At 72.8% G+C, this 20,489-nt stretch carries 15 protein-coding genes and 1 tRNA gene; 9 read left to right on the forward strand and 7 right to left on the reverse strand.

What is annotated here, in order from left to right:
• The first annotated feature begins 49 nt into the window (after positions 1-49).
• Together ACFWZ5_RS10445 and ACFWZ5_RS10450 are read left to right on the forward strand one after the other, a co-directional pair.
• The gene (locus tag ACFWZ5_RS10445) at positions 50-781 is read left to right on the forward strand and encodes an SgcJ/EcaC family oxidoreductase (RefSeq protein ID WP_384795156.1); all 732 of its coding nucleotides are present in this window, start codon (positions 50-52) and stop codon (positions 779-781) included.
• A 381-nt stretch (positions 782-1,162) separates the two neighbouring features.
• Positions 1,163-3,091 (forward strand): ABC1 kinase family protein, encoded by a 1,929-nt coding sequence (locus ACFWZ5_RS10450; RefSeq protein ID WP_384795158.1) that lies wholly within the window; start codon positions 1,163-1,165, stop codon positions 3,089-3,091.
• A gap of 403 nt (positions 3,092-3,494) precedes the next feature.
• Here ACFWZ5_RS10450 and ACFWZ5_RS10455 read toward each other — a convergent pair.
• The 3 genes from ACFWZ5_RS10455 to ACFWZ5_RS10465 all read right to left on the reverse strand — a co-directional run bounded on the left by ACFWZ5_RS10455 (position 3,495) and on the right by ACFWZ5_RS10465 (position 6,197).
• A tRNA-Arg gene (locus ACFWZ5_RS10455) sits at positions 3,495-3,570 on the reverse strand.
• Positions 3,571-3,678: 108 nt separating this feature from the next.
• The gene (locus ACFWZ5_RS10460) at positions 3,679-5,208 is read right to left on the reverse strand and encodes an amino acid permease (protein WP_384795160.1); all 1,530 of its coding nucleotides are present in this window, start codon (positions 5,206-5,208) and stop codon (positions 3,679-3,681) included.
• A gap of 44 nt (positions 5,209-5,252) precedes the next feature.
• Complete coding sequence (locus tag ACFWZ5_RS10465) at positions 5,253-6,197, reverse strand: hypothetical protein (RefSeq protein WP_384795162.1); 945 nt, start codon at positions 6,195-6,197, stop codon at positions 5,253-5,255.
• Positions 6,198-6,474: 277 nt separating this feature from the next.
• Here ACFWZ5_RS10465 and ACFWZ5_RS10470 point away from each other — a divergent pair, with 277 nt between their 5' ends.
• The 4 genes from ACFWZ5_RS10470 (at position 6,475) to ACFWZ5_RS10485 (ending at position 13,143) form a co-directional block, all read left to right on the forward strand.
• Positions 6,475-8,802: a helix-turn-helix domain-containing protein gene (locus ACFWZ5_RS10470; protein WP_384890610.1), complete on the forward strand. Its 2,328-nt coding sequence runs from the start codon at positions 6,475-6,477 to the stop codon at positions 8,800-8,802.
• 166 nt (positions 8,803-8,968) lie between these two features.
• On the forward strand, positions 8,969-10,120 hold the full coding sequence (locus tag ACFWZ5_RS10475; RefSeq protein WP_384795166.1) for an NAD(P)/FAD-dependent oxidoreductase: 1,152 nt from the start codon (positions 8,969-8,971) through the stop codon (positions 10,118-10,120).
• A gap of 68 nt (positions 10,121-10,188) precedes the next feature.
• A complete protein-coding gene (locus ACFWZ5_RS10480) occupies positions 10,189-11,604 on the forward strand; it encodes a 2-oxoadipate dioxygenase/decarboxylase family protein (RefSeq protein ID WP_384795168.1) in 1,416 nt (471 codons plus the stop codon).
• 9 nt (positions 11,605-11,613) lie between these two features.
• Positions 11,614-13,143: an aldehyde dehydrogenase family protein gene (locus ACFWZ5_RS10485; RefSeq protein WP_384795170.1), complete on the forward strand. Its 1,530-nt coding sequence runs from the start codon at positions 11,614-11,616 to the stop codon at positions 13,141-13,143.
• 20 nt (positions 13,144-13,163) lie between these two features.
• Here ACFWZ5_RS10485 and ACFWZ5_RS10490 read toward each other — a convergent pair whose 3' ends face one another.
• From ACFWZ5_RS10490 to ACFWZ5_RS10500, 3 genes are all read right to left on the reverse strand, one after another.
• A complete protein-coding gene (locus tag ACFWZ5_RS10490) occupies positions 13,164-13,652 on the reverse strand; it encodes a GNAT family N-acetyltransferase (protein WP_384795172.1) in 489 nt (162 codons plus the stop codon).
• 18 nt (positions 13,653-13,670) lie between these two features.
• On the reverse strand, positions 13,671-14,486 hold the full coding sequence (locus ACFWZ5_RS10495; RefSeq protein ID WP_384890613.1) for an SDR family NAD(P)-dependent oxidoreductase: 816 nt from the start codon (positions 14,484-14,486) through the stop codon (positions 13,671-13,673).
• Between the two features lie 88 nt (positions 14,487-14,574).
• Positions 14,575-14,865: a hypothetical protein gene (locus ACFWZ5_RS10500; protein WP_384804070.1), complete on the reverse strand. Its 291-nt coding sequence runs from the start codon at positions 14,863-14,865 to the stop codon at positions 14,575-14,577.
• A 351-nt stretch (positions 14,866-15,216) separates the two neighbouring features.
• Here ACFWZ5_RS10500 and rho point away from each other — a divergent pair, with 351 nt between their 5' ends.
• Positions 15,217-16,341 carry a transcription termination factor Rho gene (rho, locus tag ACFWZ5_RS10505; protein ID WP_384804072.1) on the forward strand — a complete coding sequence of 375 codons (1,125 nt, stop codon included), beginning with the start codon at positions 15,217-15,219 and terminating at the stop codon, positions 16,339-16,341.
• Positions 16,342-16,408: 67 nt separating this feature from the next.
• Here rho and ACFWZ5_RS10510 read toward each other — a convergent pair whose 3' ends face one another.
• On the reverse strand, positions 16,409-17,707 hold the full coding sequence (locus ACFWZ5_RS10510; RefSeq protein ID WP_384804074.1) for a M6 family metalloprotease domain-containing protein: 1,299 nt from the start codon (positions 17,705-17,707) through the stop codon (positions 16,409-16,411).
• A gap of 421 nt (positions 17,708-18,128) precedes the next feature.
• On the opposite strand from ACFWZ5_RS10510, the gene ACFWZ5_RS10515 reads away from it, so the two are divergent.
• A complete protein-coding gene (locus ACFWZ5_RS10515) occupies positions 18,129-18,797 on the forward strand; it encodes a TetR/AcrR family transcriptional regulator (protein ID WP_384804076.1) in 669 nt (222 codons plus the stop codon).
• A gap of 160 nt (positions 18,798-18,957) precedes the next feature.
• Positions 18,958-20,478 (forward strand): MFS transporter, encoded by a 1,521-nt coding sequence (locus ACFWZ5_RS10520; RefSeq protein ID WP_384804078.1) that lies wholly within the window; start codon positions 18,958-18,960, stop codon positions 20,476-20,478.
• Positions 20,479-20,489 lie beyond the last annotated feature (11 nt).

Below are 20,489 nucleotides of genomic sequence, written 5' to 3' on the forward strand. Positions count from 1 at the left end.
CTTCAACGCAGTAACTTCTTTCGTGAAGTTATCACGGGAGGGTACGCCCATGAACGCCACCAGTGCTCCGCATCCGGAGCAGGCCGAGTCTATTGAGCGCCCCGCGGAGGCCGAGGAGGACGAGCAGGCCGAGCCCGCCACCGTTCCGGCCGCCAAACGCCGCCGTCGCCGACGCCTCAAGATCGTGCTGGGGGGCACCGCGCTGACGCTGGCCGCCGCCGCGGGCGTCGGATATCTGTGGCTCAACGCCATCTCCGACGCCAAGAACCTCGGCAAGAGCGACTGCAACGCGGTCACCCCCACCGTCACCGCCACCCCGGCCGGCGCCCCGTCCGCCGACGACCGGCGGGCGGTCTGCCGCACCCTGCGCTCAATGACCCAGGCGTGGGCCCGGCACGACGCCATCGCGTACGGCGACCACTTCACCCAAGACGCCACCTACATCAGCTACATAGGCACCGTCTACCAGGGCCGCCGCGACATCGCCGAAGGCCACCGCGCTCTGTTCGACGGGTTCCTCAAGGGCACCAAACTCGCCGACTCCTGGCTCAGCGTCCGCTTCTACGGTCCCGACACCGCCGTGGCCACCAGCCGCGGCGACACCTACAAGGGCGGGGAACCGAAGGCGGCCGACCTGTCCAAGGCCCAGACCTACACACTCGTCCGGCAGGGCGAGGGCACGTGGCGCATCGCCGCCTTCCAGAACACCAAGCGCCAGCGCGTCATGGAACGCATCTCATTCCTGATCTCCCCCGACACCAAGCCCGAGGCCGAGAAGTGAGCCCCCGCGACTACAGGGGTCACGAGACGCCCCCGGCGCCGCGGTGCCGGGCGCCTTCACGACAGTCCCGCTCCCTCGGACGCCGGCGATGATGCACGGGAACTGCGAAGCGCTGGTCACCCTCGCCCATCTGTTCCTGTCCCGGGCCGAAACCGGTGACAGCCTGCTGGGCCTGTGCCCGGGCATGCCAGCCACAGAATCCCGGCCGCACGCTCCCGGCGACGTACCCGCCGGCATGGTGCAGGCCCCGGAGCGCGTCGTGCGAGCAGCCCTCACCGCCCTGCAGCGACGCACGCACCTGCGAGGTCAGCGGCGGCGCCGCATGACGCACATGCGGGGCCCCTGTGTAAGAAACTCGAGGAAGATCAAGGAACTTGCGCTATGTGGATCATCGCTGTGCTCGCCGGGACGTTCGCCGTCGTTCTTCTCCCCTCCTTCCTCGGACGCCGTCTCCTGGGAATCGACGCTGGACCGCTTCGGGTCGCGGTGGCAGGGATCGTCGGGATCTCCATCTCGGGACGGCTGTTCGGGCCACGGTTGCGGGACTCGGACCATCAGCAGGTCATGCTGTCGCTGATGATCGGGGTAGCGCTGCTGACGGCCATGGTCACGCTCGTCTTGTTGCGGGAGCTTCTGCCCGTGGGAAGCGGGCCGTTGGACCTGGTCCGCGAGATCAGGGGGCGGATCGCGCGGGGGCGCCGCTATGCGCACATCGCCCGGATCGCCGGGCGGCACGGGCTGGGGCCGTACCTCCGGGGGCGCAGGGCCGTCGAGAGCGAAGGGGCGCCCCATCAGTTGCAGGCGCAGGAGTTGCGGCAGGCGCTGCAGGCCGGCGGGGTCACCTTCGTGAAGCTCGGCCAGCTGATCTCGACCCGGCGGGATCTGCTGCCGGAGCCCTATCTGGAGGAACTGAGCCGACTGCAGGACCAGGTCTCGCCCGCCCCCTGGCCGGAGGTCGAGGAGACGCTGATCGCCGGCCTCGGGGCGCATCCGAGGGATGTCTTCGCGGAGTTCGACCGGCAGCCGCTCGCCGCGGCCTCCATCGCGCAGGTGCACACCGCCGTTCTCCACGACGGAACCCGGGTCGTCGTCAAGGTGCAGCGGCCCGGGATCGAGGAGCTCGTCAAGCGCGATCTGGACATCGTGAACAGGCTGGCGGTCACGCTGCAGGGCCGTACAAGCTGGGGCCGGAGCCTGGGCCTGACCGATCTGGCCCGGGGATTCGCGGCCGCGCTGAACGAAGAGCTCGACTTCCGTATCGAGGCGCGGAACATGACAGCCGTACGGATGGCGGCCGAGGCCCGCGGCGACCGGAGCGTCACCGTGCCGCGGGTGCATGAACAGCTGAGCACCGCGCGGGTCCTTGTGATGAGCCGCATCGACGGCCTGCCCCTGGGCCAGGCGGCACCCGCCACCGCGGAGCTCGGGGAAAAGCTGGCCCGGACGCTGCTCACGGCGCTGCTCAACCAGATCATGCAGGACGGAGTGTTCCACGCCGATCCCCACCCCGGGAACATCCTGCTGCTGCCCGACGGCACGCCCGCGCTGCTCGACTTCGGTTCGGTGGGCCGGATCGACGCGGGGCTGCGAGCCTCCATGGCCGCGCTCTTCCTGGCCGTCGACCGGGGGGACGCCACCGCGCTGTGCGATGCGCTGCTCGAGGTGACCAACCGGCCGGAGCAGGTGGACGAGCAGCGACTGCGGCGGGCACTGGGCCACTTCAGCGCCCGCTATCTCGTCCACGGGGGTACCAAGGACACGGCGATGTTCACGGAACTGTTCCGGCTGATGAGGGACTTCAGGCTGGCGGTGCCGCCGGAGATCGCAGCCGTGTTCCGGGCGCTGGCCACGATGGAGGGCACCTTGACCCAGCTGTCGGACGGCTTCGACATCGTGACGGCGTCCCGTGCGTACGCCACGACGCAGTTCGCCCGGCAGCTGAGCCCCGGGACGGCGGGCGAGACGGCGCGCGACGAGCTGATGTCGCTTCTGCCGGTGCTGCGTCGGCTGCCCCGGCGCCTGGACCGCATCAGCGGGTCGCTGGAGGAAGGCCGCCTCGGGGTGAACGTCCGGCTGCTCGCCGACCCGCGGGACCGGCGCGTGATCGGCGAGCTGCTCAGCCGGGTGCTGCTGGCGTTCCTCGCGGTCTTCTTCGGCATCGCCGGGGTGATGCTGCTCCTCGGCTCGAAGGGCGGGCCCGCGGTCACCACCGGTCTCGGGCTGTACGCCCTGATCGGCTACCACCTTCTCCTGCTCTCCGGGGCCCTGGTGCTGCGTACGGTCTACACGCTGGCCCGGCCGCTGGGCTGAGCAGCCATCTGCACTTCCCGCGTGACGCCGTGTGGCTGCCTCGTGCCGACGACGAGCGGGTATCTCACCGAAGCAGGCTCGGCCCCATCGGCCTCATCCGCTGCCTCTACGGCCCCGACACCCACGAAGAGCACACCGGCCCCGTAGGCACGACGCCGGAGCCCGCCGTTCATGGACGCCCTCGCCCAGACCCTCACCCGGCTTGCCCGGAATCAACTACAAGAGGCTGCCAGGAATTTCGAACGCGCCATCCACCCCCGCACGGCCGACACCTACACGAGCCTGCCGAGAAACTTCGGAGATCAACTCGCCGTCCGCTCACGCAAACGGCCCCGGACGAGGAGTCCGGGGCCGATCAGAACCCCTCCCTGAGGGAGAAACCCCAGGTCAGAGCGGTAACGCATGGTGCCCCCGGCAGGATTCGAACCTGCGACACCCGCTTTAGGAGAGCGGTGCTCTATCCCCTGAGCTACGAAGGCGAGGTGAGGACCTCGGGAGATCCGCTGACTAGCGTAGCGGATAAGCGCTCGGGGCTGGCAGGGTTCCTGTCTTTGCAGGTCAGTGGGGGTACGGGGGTGGGGTGGGGGTTAGTGCGTCGCGCGCTGGGGGGTGGGGAGCTCGGGGAGGGGGGCGTTCCTCGGGTGGGCCGGGTTGAGGAACCACTTGCGGGCCGACAGGAGCCACCACGTGCCGGAGAAGGCGAGGACGACGCCGACGGCTATGGGGGCGTAGTTGAAGGTCTTGGTGGTGATGGGGGAGGACTGGGGGAGCATGAACAGGACGGTGATGACCGTCACCCAGGCCACGGCGATGACGCCGACCGGCTTGGACCAGGGGCCCAGGTGCCAGGGGCCGTGCTGGAAGGCGTCGCCCTGGCGCAGGCGCAGGAAGGTGGGCACCACGTAGGCGATGTACAGGCCGATCGTGGCGATGGAGGTCACGGCCGCGTACGCGGTGGTGTTCCAGAGGTAGGGCAGGCCGAGGAGGAAGGCGCCCGCGGCGGCCAGCCAGACGGCGTTGGTGGGGGTGCGGGTGCCGGGGTGGAGCTTGTGCCACACCCGGGAGAAGGGGAGCGCGCCGTCGCGGGAGAAGGCGTAGATCATGCGGGAGTTGGCGGTGACCGACGCCATGCCGCAGAAGAGCTGGGCGCCGATGACGACGAGGAGCATGAGCTTGCCGGTCGTCTCGCCGAGCGCGTCCAGGAAGATCTGGGCGGGGGGCACGCCGGTCCCGGAGCCGAGGGCGCCGTCGTAGGACTGGATGGCGAAGGTCAGGCCGAAGAGGAGGACGAAGCCCGCCACCCAGGAGACCAGGATGGAGCGGATGATGCCCCGCGGGCCCTCGACGGCCGCGTTCTTGGTCTCCTCGGTCATGTGCGCCGACGCGTCGTAGCCCGTGAAGGTGTACTGGGCCATGAGCAGGCCGATCAGGGCGACGTAGACGGCCGAGCCCCAGCCCGTGTTGTTGACGAAGTCGCCGAAGACGGTGCCGATCGACTGGTGGGTGTCGGGGACGGTCAGGAGCGCGGTGACGATCACCACGACGCCGATGAGGTGCCACCACACCGAGACCGTGTTGAAGAAGCCGACGACGCGTACGCGGAAGGTGTTCACCAGCGCGTGCAGGAGCAGGATGCCGCCGAACAGCGTGATGGTGTGGCCCGGCGTGGCGGCGTAGTCGAACTGCAGGTTCAGATAGGCGTTGAGGAAGGACGCGGCGCCGAAGTCGATGCCCGCGGTCACGGCGACCTGGCCGAGGGTGTTGAACCAGCCGGTGAACCACGCCCAGGCGGGCGCCGACCTGCGCGGCGCGAGTTTGTGCGCCCAGAAGTACAGGCCCGCGCTCGTCGGGTACGAGGAGCAGACCTCCGCCATGGCCAGGCCCACGAACAGGGTCATCAGGCCGACGAACACCCAGCCCCACATGATCAGGGCGGGGCCGCCGGTGTTCATGCCGAACGCGTACATGGTCAGGCAGCCGGAGAGGATGCTGATGATCGTGAAGCTGACGGCGAAGTTCTGCTTGCCCGACATCGAGCGGTCCAGGGTCTGGGTGATGCCCAGCTCGGCGAGGCGCTCCTCGTCCGACCGCGCGGTGCTCGGGATGTCCAGTGGCATGGCTGCCTCCCAGATCTCGGTCAGTTCTACGGGGGTGGTGGGGGTTACGGGTTCTGCGACTTGAGCGCCCACGAGCGGTGGCGTTCGAAGAGCTTCTGGGGGTCGCCGCAGTAGCTCCACGGCACATCGGTGGCGTACGGGCCGATCGCGTCGAAGACCTCGGCCGCCTCCTTGTGGCGGCCGGCGAACGACAGGGCGTGGGCGAGGTAGTTGGCGTCCTCGTGGAACGCCGCGTGGGGGCGGGCCGTGGACCGGTGCGTCCACCAGTTCCGCCACGCCAGCGGGGTCGACGGGTTGTCCGTCCAGGGGTGCAGGGAGAGGCCGTACCGCTCGCCCTCCTGCGCCACGCGCTGCCGGTGCGTCTCGGCGAGGGCGACCAGGGGCAGCACGTGCACGGCCAGGCCGCGGGGCGCGTGCGCGCAGCGCTCCTGGGCCCAGTGGAACATCTCGCCGCCCTGCCCGTGCCAGGACGGGAACAGGAAGGTCAGCACCTCGTGGTGCGCCTCCCGGTTCCAGGGGTCCCGGTCCTCCACCTCCCGCCACACCTGGAACACGGTGTCCCGCCACGTCGCGTCGTGGGCGGGGGCGTGGAAGCGGAGCAGCGCGAGCATCACGACGTACGGGGTCGGGTCCGCGGGGAGCGCGTCGGCGGCGGCGTAGCAGGTGTCCCAGGCCTCCTCCATCGCCTCGTCGCGGCCCCGGCCGCGCCCGGCCGCCATCGAGCGCAGCGCCTGTACGTGGGCGATCAGGGCGAGCGCGTGCGGGGAGCGGGGCTCGGCCTGCGCCCAGGTGTCGGCGAACGTGAGCCGCGCGCCGAGCCGGGCCAGGAGCTGGAGCCGGAAGATCCTGCGGTCCCAGTCCGCGCCGGTCGCGGCGAGCAGTTCCCGGGCGCTCTCCCAGCGGCCCATCGCGGCGTCGTCGACCACCGCGCGCAAGGCGGTGTCGTCGCGCGCCGGATTCCGGTCGAGTCGTGGCTTGCGGCCTCTCACGGATACCTCGTGGACTCCGATGGCTGGGCAGGCGGGGGGAAGGCGGCGTACAGGGGATACGGGCGTACGGGCGCGGGGCGCTCGGAGACGTACGGCAGGGCGACACGGGGGCAATGCAGGGCAGCGCAGGGCAACTCAGGCGTGCCGCACGGCAGTCGGGCGTACCGCAGGGCACTCAGAGTGGTGGCTTAATCTCTGACGCGCACATTTCACGAGTGATATCACTGGAGTTCTTTGCGCTTTGCTGTCGGGATCTGAAGATCAGAGGTGATCGCGCATGGTGGGAAGACCCGAGTTGCAACAGCACCGGTCTCGGCGCTGTGACCGGTGTGGCGCCGCACTGAGCCGGTACAACACGGACATCCTGTGCTCGACCTGCGCGCGCGGGCGCACCGCCGAGCGGGGCGCCGCCACCGTCCCGGAGCAGGTGTGGGCGGACGCCGGGGTCCGGCGGGCGCTCGCCGCCTGGGACTTCGGCCGGGCGAGCCGTCTCGTCCGCGAACGCGGCCGATTGCGGCAGGAGGACATCGCCCGCCTCACCGGCCTCAGCCAGGCGTTCCTCTCCATGCTGGAGTCCGGGCACCGCAGGCTCACCAACATCGACAAGATCTCGGAGTTCCTGGGCGGCCTCGGCGTACCGCCGGGCCTCGCCCCCGTCCCGCTGCCCCGCCCCGGTCCGCCGCCCCCGCCGCCCCCGGAGCACCCCGCCGACCCGCTCGGCGGCGCGCTCGACCCGGCACTGCCGTGGACGGCGAGCCGGATGGTGGCGGCGCTGGGCGCGGCGACGGGGGATGGTGGGGCCGGTGGGGCCGGTGGGGCCGGTGGGGCCGGTGGGGCCGGTGGGGCCAGTGGGGGTGGCGGGTCAAGTCCTCGCGCCGGGGCGGGTGGTGAGGGCGGTCCACGGTCCCGGGCTGCGGCGGGTGGCGGCGGCCGTCGAAGATCCCGTGCCGTGGTGGCTGACGGTGGTGGTTCGGCTTCCCACTCGGCGGTGGGTGACGGTGGCGGTTCGGCTTCTCGTACGGCGGTGGGTGGCGGCGGCGGTCCGGCTTTCCGTGCCGCGGCGGGCGACGGTGGTGGTCCGGTTTCCCACTCGGCGGTGGGTGACGGTGGTGGTTCGGCTTCTCGTACGGCGGTGGGCGGCGGCGGCCCGACTCCCCGCGCCGCGGCGGGTGACGGCGATGGTTTGGCTTCCCGTGCGGCGGCGGGCGACGGAGCCGGTCCAACTTCCTGGGGTGTGGCGGGTGACGGCGATGGCCCGGCTTCCCACCCGGCGGTGGGTGACGGCGGCGGCCCGGCTTCTCGTATCGCAGCGGGTGATGGTGGTGGTTCGGCGTCGCGCGGGGCGGTGGGTGACGGAGCCGGTCCGGCTTCCCGGGGTGTGGCGGGTGACGGCGGTGGTCCGGCCTCTCGTACCGCGGCGGGCGACGGCAGTGGTCCGGCCTCCCGCGCCGCGGCGGGCGACGGCAGTGGCCCGGCTTCCCGCGCCGCAGGCGACGGCGGTCGTCCACCTTCCCGTACCGCGGCAGGCGGCGGTGGCCGTCCACCGTCCCGCACCGCGGCGCGCGGCGGCGCAGGACCCCGCCCTCGCGCCGCCGCAACCGACGGCCCCCGCACCGCCGCAACCGACGGCGCCGGCCCCGGCCTCCGCACCCCCACCGGCATCGCCCTCACCGCACTCGTGCACCGCTGGGACACCGCCCAGGCCGAACCCCTGCTGCGTGCCACCGAAGGCAGCCGTCTCACCCACGCGCTCCTCGACAGCCTCCAGCAGACCACCGACAGCCTCCGCGCCATGGACGCGAGCGCGGGCAGCGGCACCCTCGCCGACCTCGGCGACGCGCACCTCGGACTGCTGGGGCGCCTGGTCCGGCACGCCTCGTACGACGAGAGCGCCGGGCGGCGGCTCGCGGCGGTCATCGCCGACACCGCGTCGCAGACCGGCTGGTTCACCCTCGACTCCGGGCGCGGCGACCGCGCCCCCGCCTACCTGTACGCCGCGCTGCGCGCCGCGAAGGCGTCGGGCGACATCCGCCTCGGCGCGGAAGCCCTCTCGTACATCGCCGTCCACAGCTACTCCACGGGCTCCCCGCGCGACGCCGTGCTCGCCGCGGACACCGCGCGCGCCAAGGTCAGGCCCCTCGGCACGCCCGCGCTCGAAGCGATGCTGCTGACCCGCAAGGCGCGCGGACACGCCAAGCTCGGCGAGCGCGAACCGGCCCTCGCCGCGCTCGGCCAGGCCGCCGAACTCTGCGCCCGGGGGCGCTCCGAGCACGATCCGCACTGGCTGTACTGGATCAACGAGGGCGAGGTCCACGGGCAGACCGGCAGCTGCTACCTCGACCTGGACGAGCCGCACCGCGCCGCCCTGAGCTTCGCCCGTGCGTGGCGGGCCCTCAACCCCTCCGACCACCGCACCCGCGGCCTGTTCCTCGCCCGCGCCGCGTCCGCCCACATCAGGAGCGGCGGCATCGAGGCGGGCCGCGCGCTCGCGGGCGACGCCCTCGACCTGGCCGAGCGGCTCCAGTCGGCCCGCCTGAACGAGCACGTCGAAGCGGTGCTCGGCGACCTCGTACGGGGGCACGCGGGACTGGGTGCGGACTGTTGATGGACGTGAGCGGCGCGTGTGCTGCACGATGCCTGCGGGTGGTCCATCGGCTTCGTCCCGCGTATTCGTCCCGCGCAGGGAAAGGGGCAAGGGGTTGTCTCGTACGCCGCGTACGCCAGTTTCACCTGTCTCACCTGTCTCACCCGCCTCACCGGGCTCGTCGGAGGTGCCGGGCCGGGCCCGCGTCGTCATCGTCGGCGGGGGTGTCATGGGCGCCTCCATCGCCTTCCATCTGGCCGAGGCCGGGGTCCGGGACGTCGTCGTGGTCGAGCGCGGGGCGCTCGGGAGCGGGAGTTCCGGGAAGCCGATCGGCGGGGTGCGGGCGCAGTTCTCCGATCCGGTCAACGTCGAGCTCGGGCAGCGGAGCCTGCGCGCCTACGGGGACTTCGGGGCGCGGCCCGGGGCCGACATCCGGCTCGAACGGGTCGGGTACCTGTTCCTGCTGAGCGAGGCCAAGGACGTCGACGCCTTCTCGGCGAGCGCCGCCACGCAGGCGAGCCTGGGCGTGCGCAGCCGGTTGATCAGCCCTCGCGCGGCACGGGAGCTGTGCCCCTACGTCCGTACGGACGGGCTGCTCGCCGCCGCGTACGCGCCCGACTCCGGCCACGCCCGGCCCCGGCTCGTCGTCGAGGGGTACGCGCGGGCCGCCGCGGACGCGGGCGTCACCTTCGTGACGGGCACGTCCGTGGTGGGCATGGACCCGGCCGGTGACGGGCGGGTCACCGCCGTGCGCACCGACCGCGGCAGAATCGCCTGCGACGCCGTCGTGTGCGCCGCCGGGGCCTGGTCCGCGGGGATCGGGGACATGGCGGGCGTCGCGCTTCCGGTGCGGCCGCTGCGGCGGCAGATCGCGTTCACCGGTGCCCTGGTGCCGCCCGCGCCGCGCATCCCGTTCACCATCGACTTCTCCTCCACCGCGTACGTCCACAACAGCGACGACGGGCTCCTCTTCGGGCTCGCCGACCCGGACGAGGAGGAGGGGTTCGACACGACGTGGACGGAGGGCTGGCTCCGGCTCTTCCGGGACGTCGCGCGGCGGCGGGCGCCCGCCCTCGCGGACCTGCCCGTCACGGGCGGCTGGGCCGGTCTGTACGAGCTCACGCCCGACCGCAACGCGCTCGTCGGCAGGTCGGCGGACGTCCCCAACTTCCTGTACGCGACCGGGTTCTCGGGCCATGGATTCCTCCAGGCCCCCGCCGTCGGCGAGGTCGTGCGGGACCTGCTGCTGGAGCGGGAGCCGTACCTGGACGTGGCGCCGCTGAGCGCGGAGCGGTTCCGCACCGGGGCGGCGTGCCGTCCCGAGGCACAGGTCGTGTGACGCAGGACCCCGGCGGCGCCCGCGCACCGACAAAAGGCGCCCGCCCACCGAAGAAAGGTGTCCGCCCCATGCCCCGCCACCACGCCCCCTGGCAGCTCCGCGCCGCCTTCGCCGAGCGCCTCTCCGCCATGTACGGCCGCGAGGTGCCCGCCTACACCACCCTCGTCGACGTGTCCCGCGAGGTGAACGAGGGCGTCCTGAAGGCCCGCGGCGCCGACGCCGAACGGCTCGGGTCCATCGGCCGCGTCACGGCGGAGCGGCACGGCGCGATCCGCGTCGGCACGCCCGCCGAACTGAGCCAGGTCGCCCGGGTCTTCGGGGCCCTCGGCATGCGGCCCGTCGGCTTCTACGACCTGCGGGACGCCGCCGCGAGCGCCGTGCCCGTCGTCTCGACCGCGTTCCGCCCCGTCGCGGGCGACGAGCTCGCCCGCAACCCCTTCCGGGTCTTCACCTCCCTGCTCACCACGGCCGACCCGCGCTTCTTCGACGCGGACCTGCGGGCGCGCCTCGACCGCTTCCTCGCCGCGCGCGCCCTGTTCCCGCCCGAACTGCTCGCCCTCGCCGACCGGGCCGAGGCTGACGCGGGGCTCGCGGACGCCGACGCCGAGCGGTTCCTCGAACTCGCCGTCGCCGCCTTCGAGCTGTCCGCCGAACCGGTCGACAAGGACTGGTACGGGACGCTGGCGCGGGTCTCCGCCGTCGCCGCCGACATCGGCGGCGTCCGCAGCACCCACATCAACCACCTCACCCCGCGCGTCCTCGACATCGACGAGCTGTACCGGCGGATGACCGCGCGCGGCATCGAGATGATCGACACCATCCAGGGGCCGCCCGCCTGGGACGGGCCCGACGTGCTGCTGCGCCAGACCTCCTTCCGCGCGCTCGACGAGCCCCGCGCGCTGCGGCTGCCCGACGGGACCGTGGTCGACGGGGCGCTGCGGGTGCGGTTCGGGGAGGTCGAGGCGCGGGGGATCGCCCTCACGCGGGCGGGCCGCGCCCTCTACGACGACCTCCTGGCCGAGGTCGACGCGCGGGCCCCGGCGACCCCGGCCGCCCGGACGGAGGCCGCCCGCGCGGTGTGGTCCGCCCGGCTCCCGCGCACCGAGCGGGAACTCGCCGCGCGCGGCCTCGCCCACTTCACGTACCACGCGGTCCCCGACCGGCCGCGCGACGGCGCCGCGCCGCCCGCGACCCTCGCCGGCCTGCTCGACGGCGGCTGGGTCCGGGCCGAGCCCCTCGTCTACGAGGACTTCCTGCCGCGCTCCGCCGCGGGGATCTTCCAGTCCAACCTCAGCGAGGCCGGGTCGCGGGACGACGACCAGGCCGGTGCCGCCTACGACAGCGACTGGATGTCCGGCGCGGTGGGCCGCGACGTACTCGACCCCTTCGCCCTGTACGAGCGGCAGGAACGGCAGTCCCTGGAACGGGTCGCCCAGGACCTGCGGCTCCCCTCCGCCCCCGCCTCGCACACCCCTGACGCATAGGAGCTCCCCATGCCCGGCCCCACCCTGCCCACGACCGCGACGCTGCGCGCCCGCGCCCGCACCGCCCTGGACCGCGTCGGCGTCACGCTCCCCGAAGGCCAGGGGCTGCACGCCCGCACGCCGATCACCGGCGAGGACCTGTTCCCGCTGGCCGCGGCCGGCCCGGCCGCGGCGGACGAGGCCATCGGCGCCGCCCACGCCGCCTTCCGGGAGTGGCGCACCGTGCCCGCCCCCCGCCGCGGCGAACTCGTGCGCAGGCTCGGTGAGTTGCTGCGCGCGCACCAGGAGGACGTGGCCGACCTGGTCACCGTCGAAGCGGGGAAGATCCGCTCGGAGGCGCTCGGCGAGGTCCAGGAGATGATCGACATCTGCGACTTCGCGGTGGGGCTCTCCCGGCAGCTGTACGGGCGGACCATCGCCTCCGAGCGCCCCGGGCACCGGCTCGCGGAGACCTGGCATCCGCTCGGCGTCGTCGGCGTCGTCTCCGCGTTCAACTTCCCGGCCGCCGTGTGGTCCTGGAACACCGCCGTCGCCCTCGTCTGCGGCGACACCGTGGTGTGGAAGCCGTCCGAGCTGACCCCGCTGGTGTCGCTGGCCTGCGCGCGCCTGCTCTCCCGGGCCGCCGAGGACGTCGGCGCCCCCGCCGACGTACACCGCCTGCTCCTCGGTGACCGGGGTGTCGGCGAGCGGCTCGTGGACGACCCGCGGGTCGCCCTCGTCAGCGCCACCGGGTCCACGCGCATGGGCCGCGAGGTCGGGCCGCGCGTCGCCGCGCGCTTCGGCCGCACCCTGCTCGAACTCGGCGGCAACAACGCCGCCGTCGTCGCGCCGTCCGCCGACCTCGACCTCGCCGTGCGCGGCATCGTGTTCTCCGCGGCGGGCACGGCCGGGCAGCGCTGTACGACGCTGCGCCGCCTCATCGTCCACCGCGACATCGCCGACGCGCTCGTGGCCCGCCTCTGTGCCGCGTACGCGCAGCTGCCGATCGGCGACCCCTTCGACGACGCCACGCTCGTCGGGCCGCTCGTCTCGCGGGGCGCGCTCGACCGCATGCAGGACGCGCTCGCCCGCGCCCAGGCCGAGGGCGGCAAGCTCGTCGCGGGCGGCAACCGGCGCCTCGCCGACATCGCGCCGGACGCCGCGTACGTCGAGCCCGTCATCCTGCGCGTGGAGGGGCAGACGGCCGTGGTGCGCGAGGAGACCTTCGCGCCGGTCCTGTACGTCATGACGTACGAGCGCTTCGAGGACGCCATCGCCCTGCACAACGACGTGCCGCAGGGCCTCTCGTCCAGCGTCTTCACGCGCGACCAGCGCGAGGCCGAGCTGTTCCTGTCCGCCGAGGGCTCCGACTGCGGCATCGCCAACGTCAACATCGGCACGTCGGGCGCCGAGATCGGCGGTGCCTTCGGCGGCGAGAAGGAGACGGGCGGCGGGCGCGAGTCCGGGTCCGACGCGTGGCGGGCGTACATGCGGTCCGCGACGAACACCGTCAACTACTCGACCACGCTGCCGCTCGCCCAGAACGTCAGCTTTCTCTAGGGGTTTCGCTCAGGGTTTCGCTAGGGGTTCGTGAGGTCTCGGGTGTACGAGATCCCGGGGCGCCCGTCGAGGACGATCTCCCCGGCGGGCACGAAACCGGTGCGGGCGAGCACGGCCTGCGAGGCCGGGTTGTCGCCGGTCGTCGCCGCCCGCAGGGACGTCAGGCCGTACTCCGTGGCGGCGAGGACGCACACCTGCCGCACGGCGTCCGTGGCGAGCCCCTGCGAGGCGGCCTTCTTGGCGATGCGGTAGCCGAGCTCGGCCGCGCCGTCCGCCACGTCCACGAGGTTGACCCGGCCGAGGATCTCGCCGTCCCCGCCCACGAGGACGTGGAAGTGGCACGCCCCGGACGCCTGCTCCGCGAGCAGCGCCGCGTGCCGTGCCTCGAACTCGGCGAAGTACGCGTCGCCGCGGTCCGGGACCGACGCGGCGAAGTAGGCGCGGTTCTCCCGCTCGAAGGCGAGCAGGGCCGGGGCGTGGTCGGGGCGCAGACGCTGGAGTTCGGGCATGGGGAAACCGTACGGGGTTTAACTACGCGGCTCTATGTGGAATTTGAAGGCGGTCGTGCCCGGGTCCACCGCGGTGACGCCGCCGTCGATGGTGAGGGTCGCGCCGTTGACGAACGACGCGGCGGGGGACAGGAGCCAGGCGACGGCCTCGGCGACCTCTTCGGGCCGGCCGGTGCGGCCCGCCGGGATCAGCCGGGTCGCCTCCTCGTACGCGGCGTCGACGCCCTCCGCGCCGTCCCCGAACCCGGCGGACTCGGCGAACCGGGCCATGCGCCGGTCCGCCATCTCCGTGCGCACCCAGCTCGGGCACACGGTGTTGGCGCGCACCCCCTGCGCGCCGTAGTCCACCGCGACCGAACGGCACAGCTGGAGGAGGGCCGCCTTGGAGGTGGCGTACGCGGCGTTGCCGATGCCGTTGCGCAGGGCCGCCACCGACGCCACGGCGACCACCGAACCCCGGGACGCGAGGAGGTGGGGGAGCGCGGCGCGCAGGAGGTGGAAGGGGCCCGTGAGGTTGGTGGCGAGGACCCGCTCCCAGTCCTCGGCGGAGACGTCGCCGACCGCGCCGGGGCTTCCCGTACCGGCGTTCAGGACGACGCCGTCGAGCCTCCCGTACGCCTCGACGGCCGCCGCGACCAGGCCCTCGACGGCGTCCGGGTCGGCCGCGTCGGACGGGTGGGCGAGCGCGCCGGTCTCCTCGGCGACCGCGCGCAGCGGCTCCGGGCGGCGGCCGGAGACGACCACCTGGTGTCCGTCGGCGCGCAGTTGGCGGGCGGTGGCGGCGCCGATGCCGGTACCGCCGCCGGTGACGATGACAACGCGGCTGTCAGCCATGGTCGTTCTGCCTCCGTGTCCCTGGGGTGTCCTGTCTCCCCAGGGTCGCACGCGACGTATGGCACGCCGCGTGCGATGTGCGCCGAGGTCAGTCGACGTAGACGCTGGCTCCGAGCTCGCTGACCGTCTGCTCGTCAGGGTTGACGAGCTCGAGGACCTCGCCGGAACAGCCAGGTTCCGAAAGGATGAAGACGACCTGGTTCGTGTAGTTGCCGACGCTCAGCGGCCAGCGGTGCGAGTCGTAGCAGCCGCTGGGGTCCTCGTACGCCATGCCGTTGATGACGAGTACCCCGTCGGCCGCGACGGCGGAGCCGGGGACCGCTAAGGCCAGCATGGCCGCGGCCATCAGGGAGCCTGCGGTCAGCGCGATACGACGCATGGATTCCTCCTGCCTGCCGGGCCGCCGGGCGCGACCCACGCGAGAACCGAACGTACGCGATCAGACACGGTCGGTCACCGGCGCACGGAAGCTCAAGATCCCGTGCGCTCGGCGCCGTTCGCGCCAGGTCGTGTGCTACCGTGCGAACAGCACGTGTGTACGCCCCTCTCCGGGCGCCGTGCTTCTGTTCCCCGACCCCGGGCGCTCTGCTCCGGGTCCGGATGTCTCTTCACGGCCGGTCTTCGGCAGGCCTCGTCGGATCTTCGTCGAACCGTCGGCAGGCCCCGGGCGGCCCTCTCCCGCGCAGCTCGCGCATGTCCCGCGTTTTCGCGAAAGGACCCACTCCACCTCATGACTGTCTCAACTGACCTACGTATCCACAGCGGTGTCCTGGACATCGCGAAGGCCGACGGGCACCTGCGCGCCGAAGGGTGCCTGCCCGCACCGGGCGACCTCCTCGTCCCGGCCGCCCTCATCCGCCGGCTCGGCCTGCGCGCGGGCGACTTCGTCGAGGGCGTCAGCGGCGACAAGCCGCGCGTCGTCGCCGACGTCATCCGCGTCAACGGGCGCGTGCCCCAACAGCTCGGCGCCCGCCCGAAGTTCGGCGACCTCACGCCCCTGCACCCCCGCGAGCGGCTGCGCCTGGAGACGGCCGGCGGCCCCCTCGCGGCCCGCGTCGTCGACCTCGTCGCGCCCGTCGGCAAGGGGCAGCGCGGCCTGATCGTCGCCCCGCCGCGCACCGGCAAGACCACGCTGATCCAGCACATCGCCGCCGCCGTCGCCACGAACCACCCCGAGTGCCACCTCATGGTCGTGCTGCTCGACGAGCGGCCCGAGGAGGTCACCGACATGGCCCGCCGCGTCCGCGGGGAAGTGCTCGCCTCCACCTTCGACCGGGCGCCCAAGGCGCACATCGCGCTCGCCGAGCTCGCCGTCGAGCGCGCCAAGCGGCTCGTCGAGGAGGGCCGCGACGTCGTCATGCTCTTCGACTCGCTGACCCGGCTGTGCCGCGCCTACAACAACTCCGCGCCCGGCGGCGGCCGGACGCTCAGCGGCGGCGTCGACGCGGGGTCCGTGCAGGGGCCCAAGCGGCTCTTCGGCGCCGCGCGCCTCGCCGAGGAGGGCGGCTCCCTCACCATGCTCGCGACCGTCCTCGTGGACACCGGGTCGCGCGCCGACGACTACTACTTCGAGGAGCTCAAGTCCACGGGCAACATGGAGCTGCGCCTGGACCGGGGCCTGGCCGACCGGCGGGTCTTTCCGGCCGTCGACGTCACCCCGTCCGGGACTCGGCGTGAGGAACTGCTTGTTCCGGCGGCCGAGTTGGTCGCGCTCCGGGGGCTGCGGCGGGCCCTCGGGCGCCGGGACGGGCGCGATGGCCTGGAGGCGCTGCTCGACCAGTTGCGCAAGGCGCCCAGTAACGCGGCGTTTCTGCGGCAGGTTCGGGAGACGGTGCCGGGGGCCGTTGCCACGTGAACCGGTTCATCGGCGCTTCGCGCCTCGTCCTCAAACGCCGGACGGGCTGAATGTCCGCCCGCCGCGCTCAGCTGCCGCGTGTGATCTGCACCCGGTAGTTGCCGTCCAGGTCCACGCCCGCCACCCGTACCCGGACCCCCGTCTTGCGGTCCACGAAGGTTTCGCCTGGCTGGTGGGGGGCGTCCGAGAGTTCCGCGTGGACGTTCGGGCTGCGGGTGCAGCCGCCGCTGTCGCGGGTCGCGTCGGTGACCGTGACCGGGCCGTGGCCGGTGTCGACGTCCGCCTCGACGCGGTAGACGAGCACGCCGGGGCGGCACACCGCCTCGTCGTTGCCGGCGCGGGTGCGGACCTCGACGGCGTACCCGGTCTTCCTGTCCACCGGGACGAAGGCCAGCTTGGTGCCGCCGGGCTCGGCGAGCGGGCTCAGCAGGTGCTCGGTGGTGCCGCGCGCCGCCGCGCAGTTGACCTGGGTGTCGTCGAGCCAGCCCAGCTTCCACTTGTGCCAGCCGAGCAGGTCGTTGTTGGCGCCCCAGTCCTCGCTCATGATGTCCCAGTGGCCGACGGTGCCGCCGCCGTCCTGCGTGTACAGGTCGGGCAGGCCGAAGACATGGCCGTTCTCGTGCGGCAGGACGCGGTAGCCGGTCCGGTCGTAGCTGCCCGAGCCGTCGTCCTGGCGGCTGTAGACGAAGGACGCGTTGGCGATCGGGACGCCGTCCGCCACCGGTGCCTCGTGGTTGCCCGCGAACGTCACCGACAGGACGGTGTCGAGCGCGGAGGGGCCCGCGTTCGGCGTGACGAGGACGTTCACCACGTCGTACGCGCGGAAGTCCACCTTGGGGTCGGCCGCGGCCACGATGTCCTCGACCAGGTCGCGGTAGCCCGGGTCGAAGGGGGCGCCGCGCTCTATGCCGTACGCCTTGAACGGCTTGGGCATGCGCAGCCAGGAGCCGATCGGCGCCTCGGGGCGGTAGTCGAGGCGGCCGTAGGAGCTGGTGCGGAACCAGTCCTGGGTCTGCGGGAAGAACTCGCCGAGCCGGTCGAGGGCCGAGCCCTCGCCGGGGGCGTCGGAGAAGTCGACCATCAGGTTCAGGGCCCGCACCGTGCCGGTGGAGCGGGCGTACCCGGGGCCCGTCGGCACGCCCTCCGACATCTGCACCCCGAGTGGGCCGCTGATCATGCACGGGCCGAGCGCGGTGGGCCGGGCCTGCGCGATGGAGCCCGCGGCCGACGGGGCCTCGGCCATCAGGCGGCCGGTGCTCGCGGACGTGGTGACGGCGAGCGCGACGGCGGCGGCCGAGCCGAGCGCGAGGGTCCGCGCCGGCGTGCGGCGGCCCCGGGCTATCCGTCGGCGGTGCGGCAGCTGCATGCGTGGGCCCTTCGGTCCGCGGCAGCCGCCGGGTCTGGCTGCGCCCTGTCCGATCACCCTGTGCCGGAGGGTGCGCGGGCGCTCGCTGAGCGCGACCGATCGTGGGTTTCTCGCGGATTCGCCGAGGTGGCGGCGGGGCGCTGGGCGATTCGGGTGGGGGTGCGGCGGCCCCCAGCCGCCGTGTGACGCAGGTCACGAAGGGGGTGGGAAATAAGCGGGGATCGTTTCCCCGTTTAGACCGGTGTCCGCGCGAAACGGGGAGTGAGTCCCCGCATCGCACACCATCCGGCCCCCCGGCACCCGCTGGGAGTGCCCCCGGCCACCGCCGGGAGCGCGTCCGGCTCCTGCCGGAAATTCGTTGGACCCGCCACCGCGGGCCCTGCGAGCCTTAGGGCCTTTGACCGCTTCGAGGAGTGTCCCCGTGGAAACCGCCACCGTCGCGCAGCGCCGCGCACCCCGCCCGCGGGCCGACGCGCTGCGCAACCGGGAGCGGATCGTCGCCGCCGCACGCGAGACGTTCGTCGAGCACGGCGCCGACGTGCCGCTCGACGAGATCGCGCGCCGCGCGGGCGTCGGCAACGCCACGGTCTACCGCCACTTCGCCGACCGCGGCGAGCTGGTGCACCACGTCCTGCTGTCCGTCACCGACCGGGTCGCGGCCCTGGCCGACGACGCGATCGCGGCCGCCGACGCCGACCCGACGGCCGCCTTCGACGCCCTGCGCCGCTTCGTACACGCGGCGGTGGAGGAGCGCATCGGGGCCCTGTGCCCGATCATCTCCGAGACGCTCGACCCCGAGCACCCCGAACTGCGCGCCGCCCGGACCCGCCTCGAAGGCGCGGTGGACGGACTCATGGGGCGCGCCCGCGACGCGGGCCAGCTGCGCACCGACATCGGCGTCGGTGACCTGATGGTCGCCCTGGGCCAGCTCACCCGGCCGCTGCCGGGGTCGTCGGGCTGCCTCATGGACTTCGACCAGTTCGTCCACCGCCATCTCCAGCTGTTCCTCGACGGCCTGATGGCACCGGCCCGCTCACAGCTTCCGGGACACGCCGCGACCTTGGAGGACCTACGGCACAAGGCGCCCTGAGCAGCTCATGACGACCGACGGCCCGTTCTGGGGCCTCGGGCCCGGGCCGAAAGCAGTACGCGACGTCCCGACCCGGGACCCATGCGCCCGGCCGGTCGCACAGTGTCTCGTTTATCAGTAATCACCCTGCTTGATCCTGTCTCCCTAGGTGGCCTCACCCATGTCTCAATCCGTCACGTCACTCGCCCCCGACCCAAAGCGCTGGAAGGCACTCGCCTTCATCGCGATCGCCCAGCTGATGGTCGTCCTCGACGCGACCATCGTGAACATCGCACTGCCCTCCGCCCAGGAGGACCTCGGCATATCCGAGGGCAACAAGCAGTGGGTGATCACCGCCTACGCCCTGGCCTTCGGTGGTCTGCTGCTCTTCGGCGGCCGCATCGCCGACCTGTGGGGCCGTAAGCGCACCTTCGTGACCGGCCTCATCGGCTTCGCCGCGGCCTCCGCGCTCGGCGGCGCCGCGACCGGCGAGGCCATGATGCTCGGCGCCCGTGCCCTGCAGGGCGCGTTCGGCGCGCTGCTCGCGCCCGCCGCGCTCTCGCTGCTCGCCGTGATGTTCACGGAGGCCAAGGAGCGCGCCAAGGCGTTCGGCATCTACGGCGCCATCGCCGGTGGTGGCGGCGCCGTCGGCCTGATCCTCGGCGGCTTCCTCACCGAGTACCTGAACTGGCGCTGGACCTTCTTCGTGAACATCCCGTTCGCGGTCGTCGCCGCCGCCGGCGCGTACTTCGTGATCCGTGAGCCCGAGGGCGGCCGCAACCGCTCGCCGCTCGACATCCCCGGCGTCATCCTGTCCACGCTCGGCCTGGTCGCGCTCGTGTACGGCTTCACGCGCGCCGAGTCCGACGGCTGGTCGGACGCCGTGACGGTCACCATGTTCGTCGCGTCCGCCGTGCTGCTCGCCGCGTTCGTCCTCACCGAGGCCAAGGTCAAGCACCCGCTGCTCCCGCTGCGCGTCCTGACCGAGCGCAACCGCGGCGGCGTCTACCTGTCGCTCGGCCTCGCCGTCATCGCGATGTTCGGCCTGTTCCTGTTCCTCACGTACTACCTGCAGGTCGTCAAGGGCTACTCGCCGGTGAAGACCGGCTTCGCGTTCCTGCCGATGATCGTCGGCATGATCACGGGTTCGACGCAGATCGGCACCCGTCTGATGACCCGCGTCCCGCCGCGGCTGCTGATGGCCCCGGGCTTCCTGCTCGCCGCGGTCGGCATGCTGCTCCTGACGCAGCTCGAGGTCGACACCTCGTACGCCGGTCTGATCCTGCCCGCGCAGCTGATGCTGGGCCTCGGCATGGGTACGGCGTTCATGCCCGCCATGTCGCTCGCCACCCACGGTGTCGAGCCGCGTGACGCCGGTGTCGCCTCCGCGATGGTCAACACCTCGCAGCAGGTCGGCGGCGCCATCGGCACCGCCCTGCTCAACACCATCGCGGCCTCCGCGACCACCGCGTACATCGAGGACCACGCGGCCTCCGCCACCACCCCGGCGGCGCAGAAGCTGCTCGCCGCCCAGTCCCTGGTGGAGGGCTACACCGCCGCCATCTGGTGGGCGGTCGGCATCCTGGTCCTGTCGTCGGCCATCGCCTTCGTCCTGATCAACACCGGCGCCCAGAACGGCACGCCCGCCGCGTCCGGCGACGGTGTCGAGGACGAGGTGAAGATCCCGGTCGTGGCGCACTGACGCCCCGTACC

The organism is Streptomyces sp. NPDC059003, assembly GCF_042740445.1.
In the GTDB taxonomy this organism is placed as follows: Bacteria; Actinomycetota; Actinomycetes; order Streptomycetales; family Streptomycetaceae; genus Streptomyces.

What these genes read in the sequence shown, in the direction of transcription:
- ACFWZ5_RS10445 (WP_384795156.1), top strand. Translation starts at nt 50, where the DNA reads ATGAACGCCACCAGTGCTCCGCATCCGGAGCAGGCCGAGTCTATTGAG.
- ACFWZ5_RS10450 (WP_384795158.1), top strand. Translation starts at nt 1,163, where the DNA reads ATGTGGATCATCGCTGTGCTCGCCGGGACGTTCGCCGTCGTTCTTCTC.
- ACFWZ5_RS10460 (WP_384795160.1), bottom strand. Translation starts at nt 5,208, where the DNA reads ATGCCACTGGACATCCCGAGCACCGCGCGGTCGGACGAGGAGCGCCTC.
- ACFWZ5_RS10470 (WP_384890610.1), top strand. Translation starts at nt 6,475, where the DNA reads ATGGTGGGAAGACCCGAGTTGCAACAGCACCGGTCTCGGCGCTGTGAC.
- ACFWZ5_RS10480 (WP_384795168.1), top strand. Translation starts at nt 10,189, where the DNA reads ATGCCCCGCCACCACGCCCCCTGGCAGCTCCGCGCCGCCTTCGCCGAG.
- ACFWZ5_RS10485 (WP_384795170.1), top strand. Translation starts at nt 11,614, where the DNA reads ATGCCCGGCCCCACCCTGCCCACGACCGCGACGCTGCGCGCCCGCGCC.
- ACFWZ5_RS10490 (WP_384795172.1), bottom strand. Translation starts at nt 13,652, where the DNA reads ATGCCCGAACTCCAGCGTCTGCGCCCCGACCACGCCCCGGCCCTGCTC.
- ACFWZ5_RS10495 (WP_384890613.1), bottom strand. Translation starts at nt 14,486, where the DNA reads ATGGCTGACAGCCGCGTTGTCATCGTCACCGGCGGCGGTACCGGCATC.
- ACFWZ5_RS10500 (WP_384804070.1), bottom strand. Translation starts at nt 14,865, where the DNA reads ATGCGTCGTATCGCGCTGACCGCAGGCTCCCTGATGGCCGCGGCCATG.
- rho (WP_384804072.1), top strand. Translation starts at nt 15,217, where the DNA reads ATGACTGTCTCAACTGACCTACGTATCCACAGCGGTGTCCTGGACATC.
- ACFWZ5_RS10510 (WP_384804074.1), bottom strand. Translation starts at nt 17,707, where the DNA reads ATGCAGCTGCCGCACCGCCGACGGATAGCCCGGGGCCGCCGCACGCCG.
- ACFWZ5_RS10520 (WP_384804078.1), top strand. Translation starts at nt 18,958, where the DNA reads ATGTCTCAATCCGTCACGTCACTCGCCCCCGACCCAAAGCGCTGGAAG.